The organism is Chitinophaga sp. Ak27, from assembly GCF_012726295.1.
GTDB lineage: Bacteria > Bacteroidota > Bacteroidia > Chitinophagales > Chitinophagaceae > Chitinophaga.
In genome coordinates, this window is sequence record NZ_JABAOB010000003.1 from 298259 (window position 1) to 313650 (window position 15392).

The 15392-nt window shown below is 46.5% G+C and carries 13 protein-coding genes; 5 read left to right on the top strand and 8 right to left on the bottom strand.

What is annotated here, in order from left to right; translation table 11 throughout:
- The first annotated feature begins 21 nt into the window (after positions 1-21).
- The 5 genes from yihA (at position 22) to HGH90_RS12720 (ending at position 7333) form a co-directional block, all read left to right on the top strand.
- Entirely contained in the window at positions 22-633 is a 612-nt protein-coding gene (gene yihA, locus HGH90_RS12700) for a ribosome biogenesis GTP-binding protein YihA/YsxC (RefSeq protein WP_168761803.1), read from the top strand.
- 90 nt (positions 634-723) lie between these two features.
- A complete protein-coding gene (locus HGH90_RS12705; RefSeq protein ID WP_168761804.1) occupies positions 724-1317 on the top strand; it encodes an RNA polymerase sigma factor in 594 nt (197 codons plus the stop codon).
- A 70-nt stretch (positions 1318-1387) separates the two neighbouring features.
- A complete protein-coding gene (locus HGH90_RS12710) occupies positions 1388-2374 on the top strand; it encodes a FecR family protein (RefSeq protein ID WP_169191257.1) in 987 nt (328 codons plus the stop codon).
- A gap of 21 nt (positions 2375-2395) precedes the next feature.
- The gene (locus HGH90_RS12715; protein WP_168761806.1) at positions 2396-5746 is read left to right on the top strand and encodes a SusC/RagA family TonB-linked outer membrane protein; all 3351 of its coding nucleotides are present in this window, start codon (positions 2396-2398) and stop codon (positions 5744-5746) included.
- Between the two features lie 24 nt (positions 5747-5770).
- The gene (locus HGH90_RS12720; protein WP_169191258.1) at positions 5771-7333 is read left to right on the top strand and encodes a SusD/RagB family nutrient-binding outer membrane lipoprotein; all 1563 of its coding nucleotides are present in this window, start codon (positions 5771-5773) and stop codon (positions 7331-7333) included.
- A gap of 74 nt (positions 7334-7407) precedes the next feature.
- Here HGH90_RS12720 and HGH90_RS12725 read toward each other — a convergent pair whose 3' ends face one another.
- From HGH90_RS12725 to HGH90_RS12760, 8 genes are all read right to left on the bottom strand, one after another.
- Positions 7408-7782 (bottom strand): hypothetical protein, encoded by a 375-nt coding sequence (locus HGH90_RS12725; RefSeq protein WP_169191259.1) that lies wholly within the window; start codon positions 7780-7782, stop codon positions 7408-7410.
- A gap of 183 nt (positions 7783-7965) precedes the next feature.
- Positions 7966-8439, bottom strand: a complete 474-nt coding sequence (locus HGH90_RS12730; RefSeq protein WP_168761809.1) for a ribonuclease H-like YkuK family protein — start codon at positions 8437-8439, stop codon at positions 7966-7968.
- A gap of 202 nt (positions 8440-8641) precedes the next feature.
- Positions 8642-9019, bottom strand: a complete 378-nt coding sequence (locus HGH90_RS12735; RefSeq protein ID WP_168761810.1) for a CoA-binding protein — start codon at positions 9017-9019, stop codon at positions 8642-8644.
- Between the two features lie 18 nt (positions 9020-9037).
- Positions 9038-9985 carry a TIGR01777 family oxidoreductase gene (locus HGH90_RS12740; protein ID WP_169191260.1) on the bottom strand — a complete coding sequence of 316 codons (948 nt, stop codon included), beginning with the start codon at positions 9983-9985 and terminating at the stop codon, positions 9038-9040.
- A 5-nt stretch (positions 9986-9990) separates the two neighbouring features.
- On the bottom strand, positions 9991-10383 hold the full coding sequence (locus HGH90_RS12745) for a hypothetical protein (protein WP_168761812.1): 393 nt from the start codon (positions 10381-10383) through the stop codon (positions 9991-9993).
- 62 nt (positions 10384-10445) lie between these two features.
- The gene (locus tag HGH90_RS12750; protein WP_145664385.1) at positions 10446-10952 is read right to left on the bottom strand and encodes a GbsR/MarR family transcriptional regulator; all 507 of its coding nucleotides are present in this window, start codon (positions 10950-10952) and stop codon (positions 10446-10448) included.
- A 691-nt stretch (positions 10953-11643) separates the two neighbouring features.
- Positions 11644-13278 (bottom strand): pyruvate dehydrogenase complex dihydrolipoamide acetyltransferase, encoded by a 1635-nt coding sequence (locus HGH90_RS12755; RefSeq protein ID WP_169191261.1) that lies wholly within the window; start codon positions 13276-13278, stop codon positions 11644-11646.
- Between the two features lie 118 nt (positions 13279-13396).
- Positions 13397-15307: a DNA polymerase III subunit gamma/tau gene (locus HGH90_RS12760; protein ID WP_168761814.1), complete on the bottom strand. Its 1911-nt coding sequence runs from the start codon at positions 15305-15307 to the stop codon at positions 13397-13399.
- Positions 15308-15392 lie beyond the last annotated feature (85 nt).

Below are 15392 nucleotides of genomic sequence, written 5' to 3' on the forward strand. Positions count from 1 at the left end.
GCAACAAAGCAATTTATCAATATGGTTATTAAGTCAGCAGAATATCTTATCAGCAGCCCCGATTGGGAAAAATGCCCCACTCCAACCTGGCCCGAATACGCATTCATCGGCCGGTCTAATGTTGGTAAATCTTCTTTGATTAATGTATTGGCCAACAATGAAAAATTAGCCAAAACGTCCGGTACACCCGGTAAAACACAGATGATCAACCACTTTATCATCAATAAATCATGGTACCTGGTGGACCTCCCTGGCTATGGCTTCGCTAAAAGAAGTATGTCGCAACGCCGCCAATGGCAGCAAATGATCGAAAACTACCTGCGCAAACGCCCCAACCTGGTCAGCGTTTTCGTACTGATAGACAGTCGCCATGCCCCCCAGAAAATCGATATCGACTTCATCAACCAGCTGGGCGAATGGAACATCCCCTTCAGCCTCGTGTTTACCAAAGCCGATAAAAGCACCCAGGCGGAAGTAAGCCGCAACGTGAAAGCATTCCTCCAGAAAATGAGGGAAACCTGGCAATTCCTCCCTCAAAACTTTGTCACCTCCACGGTGAAGAAAACAGGACGAGATGCGATCCTTACCTATATCGATGAACTAAATGCCCAGTTCCGGGCCATTGCAGGCTAACAATACATTTTCCCCCTCTCTCCAATATTTATTTATATTTGATCTTGTCTTGCTAATATTGACACTTTATTTATCCAAATACTTGTTGGCATGTCTGATACTACAGATGAAATACTGTGTAAAGGAATACTGGAGAGAGATCAGGAAGCCTTCCAGGCGTTGTATGAAAAATACCGGGACACCATTTATGGTTATACCCTCAAACTGTGCGGACTGCCGGAAGTGGCGTCAGATGCCGTACAAGAGGTATTTATGAAGATTTGGATAAAACATGAGCACCTGGATCCCCGCTTATCGCTGAAAGCCTACCTTTTTACTACCGCCCGCAATTATATATTCGACTACCTGCGCAAAGCGGTACATGACCAGCATTTCCGGGAACACTTTTTACAACTGTATACGGAAGATACCGGGGGCGCTATGGACGATCTCCTGTATACCCGCCAGCTCGAAGCCATCAAAATGAAAGCCATCTCCTGCCTGCCCACCCAACGCCAGCTGATTTTTAGGATGAGCAAAATGCAGGGACTCACCAACCAGGAAATTGCCGACCAGCTGGGCATTTCCATCAACACCGTCAGAGACCAGCTGGTAAAAGCTTCCCGCTTCGTACGACATTACCTGTACCAGCACGCCGATATCTCTATATTACTGGCCATTTTTTGTCATATCTACACATACTAAAAAAATTTTTTTTTACCGGATCGTCTTTGGGAATTTCCCAATCGTATTAATAGTATGTCAACAAGGAACAATGGACGAGCATAAGGACAGTATTAAATTCCTGTTTAAAAAAATGATAGAAGGGAAAAGTACGCCAGCAGAGCGTTTGCAATTGCTGACGTGGCTGGAAAACAACCCTTCAGCGGAAGAGTTCCCTGCTGTGGAAGACTTGCCGGACGCAGGAAATAAACTGCTGATGCCAACCAGCGAGGCAGACAGGGTATGGTACAACATCCTGCAGCAAGCGGCTCAAACACCCGTTGTTCCACTGTGGAAGAGAAACGGGTTCAGGATAGCCGCTGCCATGGTACCGGTTATTGGCATCGCGTCCCTGGTACTTTTTTTTTATAACAAGAGAGACCAACAGCAATATTTTGTCAACAATACACACCACGTAAAAACGATTCAACTGAAAGACGGGTCTACCATACAGCTCAAACAACATAGCCGGGTAAGAATAGCTTTTACACACGGCCATACCGGAGAACGAGAGGTATGGCTGCAGGGAGAAGCCTTTTTCAATGTACAGCAGCAGGCTTCGCACCCCTTTACCGTACACGCTTCCAATGGAGTAGATATACAAGTACTGGGCACCGCTTTCAATGTAAATACAGAAGGAACTCATACCGCTGTAGTATTGAATGCAGGAAGTGTAAGCGTAAAAGCCGCAAAGGCGCGCAAAACAGTAGCCCTGCAACTGAAACCCGGCGAAATGGCCAGCTTCGATGCCAACACCCTGGTGCTTTCGGCCGAGAAAGTAGACACGTTGTTCCACACCTCGTGGAAATACAACCTGATGGCGTTTAAAAACGAATCACTGAAGGAAGTAATGCATCAATTAGGTGAACAATATGGATACAATGTAGCATTTGAAAACACCATCCAGGAAAAGCTGTTATTTACAGGTTATCTGCCCACAGATAACCTACGGCAGGCCATCCTCACCATTGAACAATCCTTTAATTTAAAAATCGATTTGCAACAAAAGAGTATTTACATCACGAACAAAAGCTTTTAAAAAAGACAACCAAAATTAGTTATGAAAAGAATGCGTTCAATCAGTTACCCACTGATAATGGTGACTGCTTTGTCGTGCTGCCTGCAATGGTCAACAGCACAGATAGCAAAAGCAGCTGTCCACGACACCAACACGGCTGCCCGGCCGCTGATTACTGTAATAAATGAACTGGAAGCTAAATTCGATGTACGCTTTAGCTACAATGCCGCCCTGATCAGGGACAAAAGCGTTCTAATGCAGAACCTCAGCGGTTTCCAGGCCGATAATATTGAAGAAAGCCTGAATAAATATATTGCGCCACTGGGCCTGGTCTGCAAAAAAATAAATGGTAAACTATATGTCCTTAAAGCAGAAGTAACCGGCGATACCAAAACTATTGCCACCGATGTAGCAAACGTAATACAGCAACAGGTAACCAAAGGTACCGTAAGAGATTCGCTCGGCAATGCCTTACCCGGTGTGGCAGTACAAGTGAAGGGAAGCAGTAAAGGAACCGTTACCGACAAAGAAGGTCGCTTTGCTATCGACAACGTAAAAGATGGCGATATACTGGTGTTCAGTCTCATGGGATATACGCCTAAAGAATATATCGTAAGAGGCTCCCAGGCAGTGAATATGGTACTCAACGACCAGGCCATCAACATCGACCAGGTGGTAGTAACCGCCCTCGGTATCAAACGCCAGGAGAAAGCTCTCGGCTATGCGGTGCAAAAAGTAAAAGGTGATGCCATCCAAACCGTAAAAGGCGTGGATATGGCTACCTCCCTTACTGGGCAGGTATCCGGTCTCGTTATTAAAAACTCTACCGAATTCTTCGCCAAGCCCAAAGTGGAACTAAGGGGAGAAGATGCTTTGCTGGTAATAGATGGCGTGCCCTATGCCAACATGACTCTCCGCGATGTACCCGCCGATGATATCGAAAGCCTCGATGTGCTCAAAGGCCCCACCGCCTCTGCATTGTACGGCTCCCGCGCTACCGGTGGCGTGCTCCTGATCACCACCAAAAAAGGATCCGGCACCGGGTTAACAGTGAATGTGAACAGCACCACTATGCTGCAAAGCGGCTTCCTCGCCATCCCTAAAACCCAATCCTCTTACGGCCGCGGTCAGAATGGAAAAATCGATAACGATTATGTATGGGGGCCCCGGCTCGACGCAGGTAATACCGCGAGAGACTGGAATCCTCAAACCAAACAATTTGAAGACAACCGGCCATTGAACTCCATCGGTAAAAATAACCTGAAAAATTTCATGGAGCTGGGACTCATCACCAACAACAACATCAACGTGGCACAGAGCGGGAAGTATGGTAGCTTCCGTGCTTCCCTCAACCATATCTACAACAAAGGCCAGTTTCCCAACGCTAAAATGAATATGTACAACTTCACGCTTGGCGGTGAGTTGAAGGCTACAGAAAAATTTACCCTCGAAGGCCACATGGGCGTGAGTAAACGCATGTCGCCGCAAACCTGGGGCTCAGGTTACGGCAACCAGGGATATATTTACCAGCTCACCATGTGGACGGGCGCCGAATATGATATACGCCAGTACCGCGACTATTGGAAAGTGCCTAATAAAACCCAGAACTGGATGTACACCAACTGGTATGATAACCCTTACCTGATTGCCTACGAAAAACTGGACGCAATCCAGCAAAATACCACGAATGCGAGCCTGACAGGTAACTATAAATTTAACTCGGACCTCAGCCTCCTGGTACGTATCGGCTATGATGTATATAGCAATAAAGAGACAAAAACCAACCCTACTGCCAATATTTATTCTACCCGCGGCGGATGGAATGCAAAAGGATTATACAACATCAATAATACATGGGGCTGGAGTATCAACAACGACGCCATATTGAGCTACAGCAAAAAATTGGGCAACTGGAATGTAGAAGGTATGGCCGGTGGAACGATCTACTACTTTGTGAATGAAGGTTTAATAGCCAGCACCAAAAACGGGCTGGTATCACCTACCTATTTTTCATTGAACGGATCTGTAGAAGCACCTACATTTAGCCCATCTTACAAAAGCAAACAGGTAAACAGCCTCTTTGGCCGGGCTGCTATCAGCTGGAGGAACATTGTGTTCCTGGACGCTACCGGGCGTAACGACTGGAACTCTACTCAGCCAAAAGCAAGCCGCTCCTATTTTTATCCCTCTATCGGTTCCAGCGTAGTCTTATCTGAAATATTTAAGATGCCTGCTTTCACCGACATGTGGAAGATACGCGGTTCATGGGCCACCTTTAAAACGCCTGCTGATATTTATGATATCAACCGCCTGTATAGCACTACTACAGGCGCCTGGAATGGGGCCAACTCCGCCAGCTACTCCAGCAAATTGCAGGGCGCCAGCATATTGCCCAGCTCTTTCCGTACCTGGGAAATCGGTACTGCTGCCTACTTGTTTAAGAAACGCTTGAATGTAGACGTAGCCTACTTCAATAAATACTATTATAATCAACAGAAATTTGTCCCTATTTCCAGCTCATCAGGATTCGATAATACCCTCATCAATACAGGTGAAACTTACGTGAGAAAAGGGATAGAGGTAACCCTCAGCGGTACAGTCATCCAGAAAAAAGCCTTCCAGTGGGTATCTACTGTTAACTGGTCAAACCAACACCGTTATTACGTAAACCTGGACGATGTATATTCTCCTAAAAAGCCATGGGTAAATAAAAACGCCCGCCTGGATGCATTCACCGATTATTACTGGTTGAGAGACCCGAATGGTAACATTATCCATAGCAATGGTATGCCGGTGGAAAGCGATTACGAACAGGTGTTTGGTTATACAGACCCTAAATTCAGCTTCGGTTTTATCAATACTTTCCAGATCCGCAACTTCACCATCGGGCTCAATATCGACGGGCGTATCGGCGGTCTGATGTACAATTATGTATATGATAAGATGTGGGATTCCGGTACCAATCCCGAATCCGATAACCAATACCGTTACGATGAAGTAGTAAATGGTTTAACCAATTATGTAGGCAAAGGCGTGAAAGTAGTGTCGGGTACGGTTGCCTACGACAACTTCGGCCACATTACCAGCGATACCCGTCAGTATGCAGAAAATGATACCAAAGTATCTTACCAGGATTATGCGCAGAATTTCAGGGGAGGAGACAGGGGCATCCAGAAGAAATCGTTCGTTAAAATCCGTGAGCTGTCTGTAGGGTACCGTTTCCCGGCAACTACCCTGGCCAGAACTGGTATTAAGAATGCATCTGTATCCTTAATTGCCCAGAACCTGTTCCTCTTTACCAAATTCAAATTCTCAGATCCCGATGTAGATGATGAAAACCTCAACTCGCCTTCACAGCGTATGATAGGTGTCAATTTTAAAGTAGGGTTCTAATCTTTTATTGTCAAAGTAATGCTCATGAAAAACTATTCACTGAAAAATATATTAGCAGTACCACTGGGAGCAATAACGCTGCTGGCTGGATGTTCAAAATTTGATAAGATCAATACAGATCCTAACCAGACTTCACAGGTGACTTCCGGCATGCTGGCCACCGGCATGATCCTGAACATTACCAGGAGCAGCATCAGTTCTACCAAGGGATTCATGCAACCCTATCTGCTGGGAAAATACCTCACCTGGGGAGAAGGGCAGGAAAGCTTCCAATACAATAAATTCGGAAGAGCCAATTTCGATCGCCTCCTGCAGCTACGTAATATCCCACCTATGCTCGCCTATGCAGAAGACGACGGGCTGAGAAAATCTTACAGCGGACTGGGACATTTTATCAGGGCCTGGCAGTTTTTCCAAACCACTATGCAGGTGGGGGATATTCCTTATTCCCAGGCAGGGAAAGGCGAATCGTCCAATATTATTCAACCGGCGTATGATACGCAGAAGGAGGTATTCCTGGGCATATTAAATGAACTGGATAGTGCTAATATCTTGTTGGCAGAAGGGAAGAAGTTTGCAGGAGATCCCATTTATGCGGGGGAAGCCGACAACTGGCGCCGGCTCGCCAACAGCTTCCAGCTACATGTGCTCATGAACCTGTATAAGAAAACAAACGACCCGGATTTAAAGGTAATCGCACGGTTTAACGACATCGTGGCCAACCGGCCACTAATGCGCTCTTATGTCGATAATTTTGCCCTTACCTATACAGCGGCCGCCGGTCAAAACTACCCCTGGTCAGACGTGCCTGCCGGCTCCGGCAACTCCTTTGTAAAATCAAATTACACCATGCTTTCTGCTACGTTAATAGATCCGCTGAAAGCCATGAAGGACCGCCGTTTATTTTATTATGCCAAACCTTCCCCGGTAAAAATTGCCGCAGGTAAACTGATGACCGACTGGGATGCATACGTAGGAGCAGAACCTTCCAATGCCTTCCCGGTACTGCAAACCATGCGTGTGGGGAAAGACTATTCAGACCTGAATAACCGGTATGTAAACCTGGTAAATGCCGAGCCGGTAAGCCTTTTCAGTTATGCAGAATTGCAGTTTGTGCTGGCAGAAGCGGCATTGCGCGGCTGGATTTCCACTGCCCCGGCTCAAACCTACTATGCGGCAGGCATTACTAGTGCTATGAAGTTTACCGCTGCTTATACACCCGACCTGGAAGATTATCATCACAACATGAAAATAGATGATAATTATATCCAGACTTACGTAGCAGCAGTAGCGCTGACAGGCAATACAGCTGCACAGCTTCAGCAGATTATCCTGCAAAAATACCTGGCCGGCTTCCTCCAGGGAAGTAATTACAATGCCTGGTATGAGCATAGGCGCACCGGCTATCCTGTATTTATCCTGAACGCCACTACTAACCTCAATACGCCTACCACCCAATTCCCGGTAAGGTGGTTATATCCGGCCAATGAGCTGAGCTTCAACAATGCCAATATGGATGCTGCTGTTCAACGGCAGTTTGGGGGAAGTGATAATGTGAATAGCGTGATGTGGTTGCTGAAAGATTAATAAACACTGCTAAAACGAACCAAGGGCCTCCCGCTGTCAGCAGGAGGCCCTTGGTTCGTTTTAGCAGTGTTTGCTTATTCTCTTTTATAAGTCAGCGTCATACCATCAATCATATCATCGGTGAATACGAGCGCATATGGTTTTATCGTGATGTAATTAGTGAAGGTGCTGTCATTGGTGATGAGCTTCCAGGTATTATCACCCGGCGCTGTTTCCAGGCGGTAGTGCGTAGCCCTTACCTGCAGGCCGTTGATGATCAGCCGGAAAGTATCATGGGCAAAAATCGCTTCCTGCCGGTTAGTGATTTCATGCGCTCCTCCGGATATACCACCTTCGGCCTTGATGAGTAACCATTTTCCTTCCACGCCTTCCGGGGGGGTGGATTTTTTGCTGCAGGCTACGGCAAGAAGACATAGCAGGACGGGGAGGAAGTAATATTTATTTTTCATACAGGGAAATTGACGATAAATATGGTTGATAGAAACTATTGGTTCGTTTGTAAAGCGAGGCAAGGGGAGGAAATGTTACAGCTTTTTTGGGAAGGATTTGAGCTGGATAAGGGGAGAAAAAGCCACTTGACGTGGTAACACGTCATCAATCATATTTGAGAGAGGTACAAAAAACAGGCTGCCTTAGTTCACTATCTTATTGGCGCAGCTGCTGCTGGCAAAGGCTTCCGGTTTTGCTTTAAAAGCGAAGCCCATACCCAGGATATAACCCATTGCTTCCCGTAAAGCCAGGTTGCTCTTGAACTGAGGATTGGTATTGATATCAGCATGTACTTCCATGTCTACATCATATTCTGTAAACAGGTCGCACAGCTCATACGCAATCTCAATACTCTTGGCTACTTCCACCAGCATGCGTTCTTTGATAGAATAGCGGTCCTTAGTTTTTTCATTGTGGATAAACATAAATCCGCCGTGGCCTTCTCTCAGGAAGACGATCACCGTAGCGAATTCTGTATCCAGTCCTTTTACCTGGGAATCAGTACCAATGCACACTTTCAGACGAAACCCCCTGGCAGTTTCGCGAACAATGGCTTGTCTTACTTCTTCCTTGACCGGAAGGTGGATAACCTCTCCATTAAATCTTCTCCATTGCATAAATGTATAGTTAAGGGTGAACATGCAACTTGGTAATGCTTATAATGCCTGCCTGATGAAGTAATGCCATGCGCTAATTTGGGTCAAACAATATGGGATGCGTTCATTGGGGGATAAAAGCAGTAGATACGAATATACGAAAAAGCTGTTAGCATTAGCTAACAGCTGGTATTAAAAAAAGAAGAAGATAGGAGAGATAAAATTAAAATTGTCCGGTACTTAGTAAGACCAGCGTACAAGCTTCCACGGGTACTATCTGATGCTGCCTGGCAATATCCGCCAGTTCCGGGTTTTCGGTACCCGGGTTAAAAATAATGCGCTTGGGATGCAGCTGCAGGATATAATCATAATATTCCCGCTGAATGGTAGGATTCAGGTACAAAGTAACCGTATCTACCTGTTCCAGCACCGGGTGGGCCGTAATAACCGGGATATCGCCTATCTGGGCAGCGCGGTTTCCGATAGCCACTACGGGATGTCCCTTGGCGGTAAGCCGGTTAACCGCCATGTTACTATATCTTTCCGGGTTGGGCGAGGCGCCCAGTACTACCGTGAGTTTTTTATCATTGTTGGTGTCCATACAGCTAATGTACGTATTTCAGTACAAGTGGTAAGCGCTCCGGGGCAAATGGGCCAGGATATCCTCACAGGCAGCTTTTATCTCTGGAAAAGCAAATACAAAGCCCTCCTGCAAAGACCGGCTGGGTAACACCCACCTGCTTTTGAGTAATAATTCCGTTTCTGTTCCTATCAATAAAGCGCCTATTTTCAGCAAAGGAACTGGCGCAGGTAATCCAAACGGGTGGGAAGCCGCTTCCCGCAATGTTTTCATAAAGGCCCGGTTGGTAACAGGAAAAGGCGCTGTACAGTTATACACACCCTCACTATGATCGTTTTCGTACAGCCATTCAATCATCCGGCATACATCGGTGATATGGATCCAGGTATACATCTGCCTGCCGTGGCCCTGGTAGCCGCCCAGCCCGAATTTTACCAGCCGGAGATAAGGCTGCATAACGCCGCCGCTTTCCCAGCCCAGGGTAATGCCTATACGAAGAACAATTTTTCGTGTACACGGTAGCGTAATATCGTTAAATGCCTGTTCCCATTGTGTGCACACCTGTACAGAGAAATCATTCGCTATCTCCCCATTAAATTCATCCATGGGCCGGTCTTCTGCGTGCCGGTAAATGGTAGCGCTACTGGCATTGATCCATACAGCCGGCGGATTTTTTAGTGTCCGGATGGCCGCTCCCAGCGCCCGCGTAGCATTTACCCGGCTCTCCAGGACGATGCGTTTATTTGTAGTATTGTACCGGCAGTTGACACTTTTTCCTGTGAGATTAATAAGCAGGTCGGCGCCTTCCAGTGCTTCACACCAGGTACCTGGTTTTTTACCATCCCATTGTACATAGCTGATACGGCCCGTTGCGGGGCGTACCTGCCGGGTAAGAATAATAATGTCGTTATGTTTTCCAAAACAGGTAGCCAGGCTTTTACCAATGAAACCAGTACCCGCCGCAATAATAATACGCTTATTTTCCATGGTGCTTATTTTAGAGGCAGTGGCTCCGGTACAGATATTCTCCGGATGTTCAATATAGTTACCAGGGTAATTAATAACGGCACTAATACTTCGCTGATGAGCAGGATAAAGAGGATAATGGTATAAAAGAAGCTGGGAAATGCGTCGCAATTCCTGCCTGCCACAGTTAACAGTAATAGGCAGTTATAACCAATGAATGCCCAATGGAAAAAATGTAGGACATAGTTGGCGTTTGGGTGTTCTTCATGCACAAGGCTGATAACGGTGCTTAATAACTGCCAGGCAGCAAGCCCATAAAACACAGGCAAAAAAAAGCCAGAGGCAGTGAAATACAATCCTAACCCCGCAACATAAAGCAAGCCCTGAACAGTACCATTTATAATAAGGAGCAGTTTCATTTTTATTTTTTTTGTTAATTCGGAATTTTCAGAAAAAATTGAAATATTGCGACAAAAAAAAATTACTTGATGAGTTTCAACAAGCTGCTGTAAAACCAGCTTTCTTCCGATTTGATAAACGCACTAATGGTTTTATCGGTTTGCTGCGCAAACTTGGTAATATTGGAGATAGAGTCTTTGAAGGCTTTCATTTCCTTGTCTTTGGGATCGCCTTCGGCCTGCTGCAGCTGTTGCAGCACTTTCATGATGGGGTCCAGCTCGCGTTTCTTTCTTTCGCGGGCAATATAAGTGGCTACTTTCCAAATGTCTTTTTCCGCTACAAAATATTCCTTCCTTTCACCAGGAATAAGGATGCGTTCTACCAGGCCCCAGTTAATCAGTTCCCGAACGTTCATATTGGTATTACCCCGGGAAATATTGAGTTGCTCCATGATATCATCTGCACTCAACGGATCCGGCATAATCAGTAATAACGCGTGAATCTGGGCCATGGTGCGGTTAATGCCCCATTGTGCGCCTAAAGATCCCCAGGTTTGAATAAACTGCGCTTTTGCTTCCGGTAAGTTCATGAAGGTGTTGTTTTTATAGCGTTTGACAATTTACAAAGCCAAATGTATGTCATGTTTTTGAACTTTCAAAAGATAGTGAAACATTTTTACGCGGTAATGACGGGACCGGAAGACACCGGGGAGGTTATTTCATTATAATTCTCCTGGTTGTCGTTTATTTATAAATTTTAACAGGCAGATGATACCATGTTGGAGTAGCACAAGGCAGCCCTTGCTTATGCACAATTTTATACGGAATAGCCTGGATATACCGCGTAAGGGCCGGCAAAACGATAGTGGTAGCCGCTTGCCGGTTCCCTGTAATGTTTCCATTATAGATAATAATGCTATCAGTGTGTGTGGTATTATATAGTGTAGCCTTAATCATCCTAAGGTCGAAGAGATAGGGCTTAACTGTGTCCACCTTAAAACTTAATATCACTAACCCCTGGTATCCCATTGGCTTTAGTTGTTTTGTAACTGGAATATGATCAAAATCCATCCGAAAACATGGGAGAGGGTCAGTCCAGCAGGTAATGGTATGATCATCCCACTGTGTTTGTGCGACAGAAATCGCGGGAAAGCCCAGGATCAGTGCCAAGAGTGAACAAACAGCTTTCATATTATTTTATCATAAGATCCCACGGCTGGTTTTTTTCCATAAAAAAGGCGGAGCAAACGCTCCGCCCTCCTGTATAGCTTATTATTTCGATTATACCAGCATTGTTACCGGGTTTTCCAGGAACCCTTTCAGGGTAGCCAGGAAACGGGCGCCCACGGCTCCATCCACACTTCTGTGGTCGCAGCTCAGGGTCAGCTTCATGATATTGGCAGTTTTGATCTGCCCTTTTTCCACAACAGCGGTTTCCTTGATACCACCTACTGCCAGGATCGCTGAATCCGGCGGATTGATGATCGCAGTGAATTCGTCGATACCCAGCATACCCAGGTTGGAGATGCTGAAAGTATTACCGCTGAATTCCTGTGGTTGTAACTTTTTGTTTTTGGCTTTGTCGTACAGGCTCTTTGCTTCGGTAGCAATCTGGCTCAGTGTCTTCTGATTAGCAAAGCGGATCACCGGAACAATCAGGCCATCCTCAATCGCTACGGCGGAACCGATGTGGATATGCTGGTTCTGACGGATGTAATCACCCATCCAACTGCTGTTTACATCCGGATGCTGACGCAGTGCCATGGCAGATGCCTTGATCACCATATCATTGAAGGAAATCTTAACAGGGGAAATTTCGTTGATAGCTTTCCGCGCATCCATGGCTTTATCCATGTTTACGTCTATCTTCAGATAGAAGTGAGGAGCGCTAAACTTGCTCTCGCTGAGGCGTCTGGCAATTACCTGGCGCATTTTGGTCAGCGGAACATCTGTGAAACCTTCCTGACCGGCAGGTACAAAGGCCGGAGCAGCAGGGGCAGCAGCAGTTTGTGTTGCAGGAGCCGCTTTCGCCGCAGGAACAAAGTTATCCACATCTTTCTTTACAATACGGCCACCATCACCGCTACCAGGTACCTGGCTGATATCGATACCTTTTTCCTCTGCCAGCTTTTTAGCCAGTGGAGAGGCTTTCACACGACCGTCTGTACTATTGGAGGCAGCAACAGGAGCAGCCTGTGGTGCAGGTGCTGCGGTGGTACCATTCTGTGCAGCAGGAGCCGCAGCAGCAGTTGTAGCCGGAGCACCATTTTCAGCCGCCAGGATCGCATCCACGTTGGTTCCGGCCTTGCCTACAATGGCGATAATGCCGTTAACTTTGGCAGCATCCCCTTCTTTAACACCAATATATAATAAAGTACCGTCGGCATAACCGATTACTTCCATGGTAGCCTTGTCGGTTTCCACTTCCGCCAGTACATCATCACTTTTTACTACGTCGCCTACTTTCTTGTTCCAGGCAACTATTTTACCTTCTGTCATGGTATCGCTCAACAGCGGCATACGGATAACAGTGGCATTTTTCAGTGCTTCTTTCAACGCAGCATCATCAGCTGGTGCAGCAGCAGCGGGAGCAGTCTGTGGTGCAGGTGCCGCAGCAGCCGGCGCAGGAGCAGCAGTCGCTTCTTTTTTATCTTCGAGCAGAGAACTATAGTCTTCTCCCGGTTTACCTACAATGGCAATAATTCCGTTAACTTTAGCTGCCTTTCCTTTTTCTACTCCAATGTACAGGAGGGTTCCTTCTACATAACCCATCACCTCCATCGTTGCTTTATCCGTTTCCACTTCAGCTATAACATCGTCTGCCTTTACTGTATCGCCCACCTTTTTATGCCATTCCGCAATCACCCCTTCCGTCATCGTATCACTCAAAAGGGGCATTCTGATAACTTCTGCCATAGTGTTTTATTCAAAATTTTGTTCAAACCTACATGTTTTTGCGCAAAAACGCAAAGAAGGAAGTGTAAACTGTTTAAAAATGTCTATCTATCGTTAATATTTAATTATATGCATTTGCCTAGAAATCCAGCTCCATATTAAGTCTGTCTTTCAGCTCTTTTACAATCGGGTATTTTTCAGCCATCTGCTGAAATTGCTCCCGGCTGGAAAGCGGAGCCGGACCAATATCCTGTACCTGCTGACTCTCATCCAGCTGCAGGGTAAGCACAATCGCCGGGTTGTTAAATTTCTTTTTCAGGAATTCTGCGATCACCAGCTTCTCCTCTTCCATAAACCTGAATTGCACTATATTCCGGCTCACAATCCCCACTTCCTCAGTACCCAGCAACTTGAGCTGGGCCAGGGCGAGGTTACTTACTACCGTCATTTTATTGGCCTGCCGGTACTGATCAATAAATTCTTCCCAGTATACATGGATGGCCCCCATAGTCAGTGGGGTAGACTGTACCTGTGTATTTCCCTGTTGCTTGGCCGCCATCGCCTCTTTCATTGCTGCCAGCCCGGTTAATTTACTGGAGATAGCTGCAGGAGTAGTGGTTTCAACCGGTTTGGCCGCCGGGATCGCTACTGGAGGAGCTGCTACCGGAGCAGATGTTACAGGTATTGCTACCGGGGTTGGCGCCAGTGAAGGGGTCGGTATAGCCGTAGGTACTGCTACGGATGGAGCAGTACTAACCGGTGCCGGGGCGGCCACTGGTGGAGCTGTTGTTACAGGTGCTGCCGGAATACTCGCTACAGTGGCCTGCTTTTCTGTTACTGTCTTGGCAGTAACCGGCTGGGCGCCGGGAGCACGCAATTTCTGCGGTGCCGAACCATCAGGAACTAGTTTTTTTTTTGCTACCTCTCCGGTAGCATCATCGCTCACCAGGGTAACGGCCTGCTGCAGGTAACACAGCTTAATCAACGCCATTTCCACATGTAAACGCTTGTTACGCGCCATCCGGTAGTTAATTTCGGTATCGTTGAGCAGGTGTAACGCAGTAATCAGGTAAGCGGGACTCAGTTGACCAGAAAGCTGTTTATAACGGTCTTTCAGGTTGCCGGATACTTCTACCAGGTGAAGCGCCTTTTCATCTTTACAGAGCAGCAGGTTGCGTAAAAATTCAGCCCACCCGTTCAGGAAATTATCTCCCTCAAATCCTTTCTGCAAAATTTCATCATATATTAATAAGGCATTGGCAATATCCTGTTGTAATACAGCGCCCATCACCCGGAAAAAATAATCATAGTCCAGTATATTCAGATGCTCCAGCGTATTCTGATAGGTCAGATGCCCGCTGGTAAAGCTGACGATCTTATCCAACGTACTCAGTGAGTCACGCATACAACCATCCGTTTTCTGCGCCACTAAATGCAGGGCATCAGTGTCTGCCTGGATATGCTCTTTGGTACAGATCTCCTGTAGGTGGTCTACGGTATCCTGTATGGTAATACGCTTGAAATCAAAGATCTGGCATCGGCTCAGGATTGTAGGGAGGATCTTGTGCTTTTCGGTGGTAGCCAGGATAAATATAGCATAGGAAGGTGGCTCCTCCAGCGTTTTCAAAAACGCATTGAATGCGGAAGAACTGAGCATATGTACCTCATCTATGATATAGATCTTGTATTTCCCGGCCTGGGGGGCAAAACGTACCTGTTCTACCAGTGTTCGGATATCATCCACCGAGTTGTTGGAAGCAGCATCCAGCTCGTGAATATTGAAGGAACTCCCTTCATTGAACGACTTACAAGAATGACATTCGTTACAGGCTTCTCCATCTGGCTGCAGGTTTTCGCAGTTAATAGTCTTCGCCAGGATACGCGCACAGGTAGTTTTCCCAACTCCCCTGGGTCCGCAAAACAGAAAGGCATGCGCCAGCTGGTTATTGCGAATGGCATTTTTGAGTGTGGTGGTAATATGTGCTTGTCCTACAACAGTTGAAAAGTTCTGTGGACGGTACTTACGGGCTGAAACGATAAAATTCTCCATATGACTGCTACGCGTTCGCGAGCGCCGAAAATACGCACAAATTCAGTAAGAGAAAAATGCACAGCAGCAACGGCGCTTCCAGGGC

Excerpts from the sequence above, each read along its gene's own strand:
- yihA (WP_168761803.1), top strand. The coding sequence starts at position 22 with ATGGTTATTAAGTCAGCAGAATATCTTATCAGCAGCCCCGATTGGGAA.
- HGH90_RS12705 (WP_168761804.1), top strand. The coding sequence starts at position 724 with ATGTCTGATACTACAGATGAAATACTGTGTAAAGGAATACTGGAGAGA.
- HGH90_RS12710 (WP_169191257.1), top strand. The coding sequence starts at position 1,388 with ATGGACGAGCATAAGGACAGTATTAAATTCCTGTTTAAAAAAATGATA.
- HGH90_RS12715 (WP_168761806.1), top strand. The coding sequence starts at position 2,396 with ATGAAAAGAATGCGTTCAATCAGTTACCCACTGATAATGGTGACTGCT.
- HGH90_RS12720 (WP_169191258.1), top strand. The coding sequence starts at position 5,771 with ATGAAAAACTATTCACTGAAAAATATATTAGCAGTACCACTGGGAGCA.
- HGH90_RS12725 (WP_169191259.1), bottom strand. The coding sequence starts at position 7,782 with ATGAAAAATAAATATTACTTCCTCCCCGTCCTGCTATGTCTTCTTGCC.
- HGH90_RS12730 (WP_168761809.1), bottom strand. The coding sequence starts at position 8,439 with ATGCAATGGAGAAGATTTAATGGAGAGGTTATCCACCTTCCGGTCAAG.
- HGH90_RS12735 (WP_168761810.1), bottom strand. The coding sequence starts at position 9,019 with ATGGACACCAACAATGATAAAAAACTCACGGTAGTACTGGGCGCCTCG.
- HGH90_RS12740 (WP_169191260.1), bottom strand. The coding sequence starts at position 9,985 with ATGGAAAATAAGCGTATTATTATTGCGGCGGGTACTGGTTTCATTGGT.
- HGH90_RS12745 (WP_168761812.1), bottom strand. The coding sequence starts at position 10,383 with ATGAAACTGCTCCTTATTATAAATGGTACTGTTCAGGGCTTGCTTTAT.
- HGH90_RS12750 (WP_145664385.1), bottom strand. The coding sequence starts at position 10,952 with ATGAACTTACCGGAAGCAAAAGCGCAGTTTATTCAAACCTGGGGATCT.
- HGH90_RS12755 (WP_169191261.1), bottom strand. The coding sequence starts at position 13,278 with ATGGCAGAAGTTATCAGAATGCCCCTTTTGAGTGATACGATGACGGAA.
- HGH90_RS12760 (WP_168761814.1), bottom strand. The coding sequence starts at position 15,307 with ATGGAGAATTTTATCGTTTCAGCCCGTAAGTACCGTCCACAGAACTTT.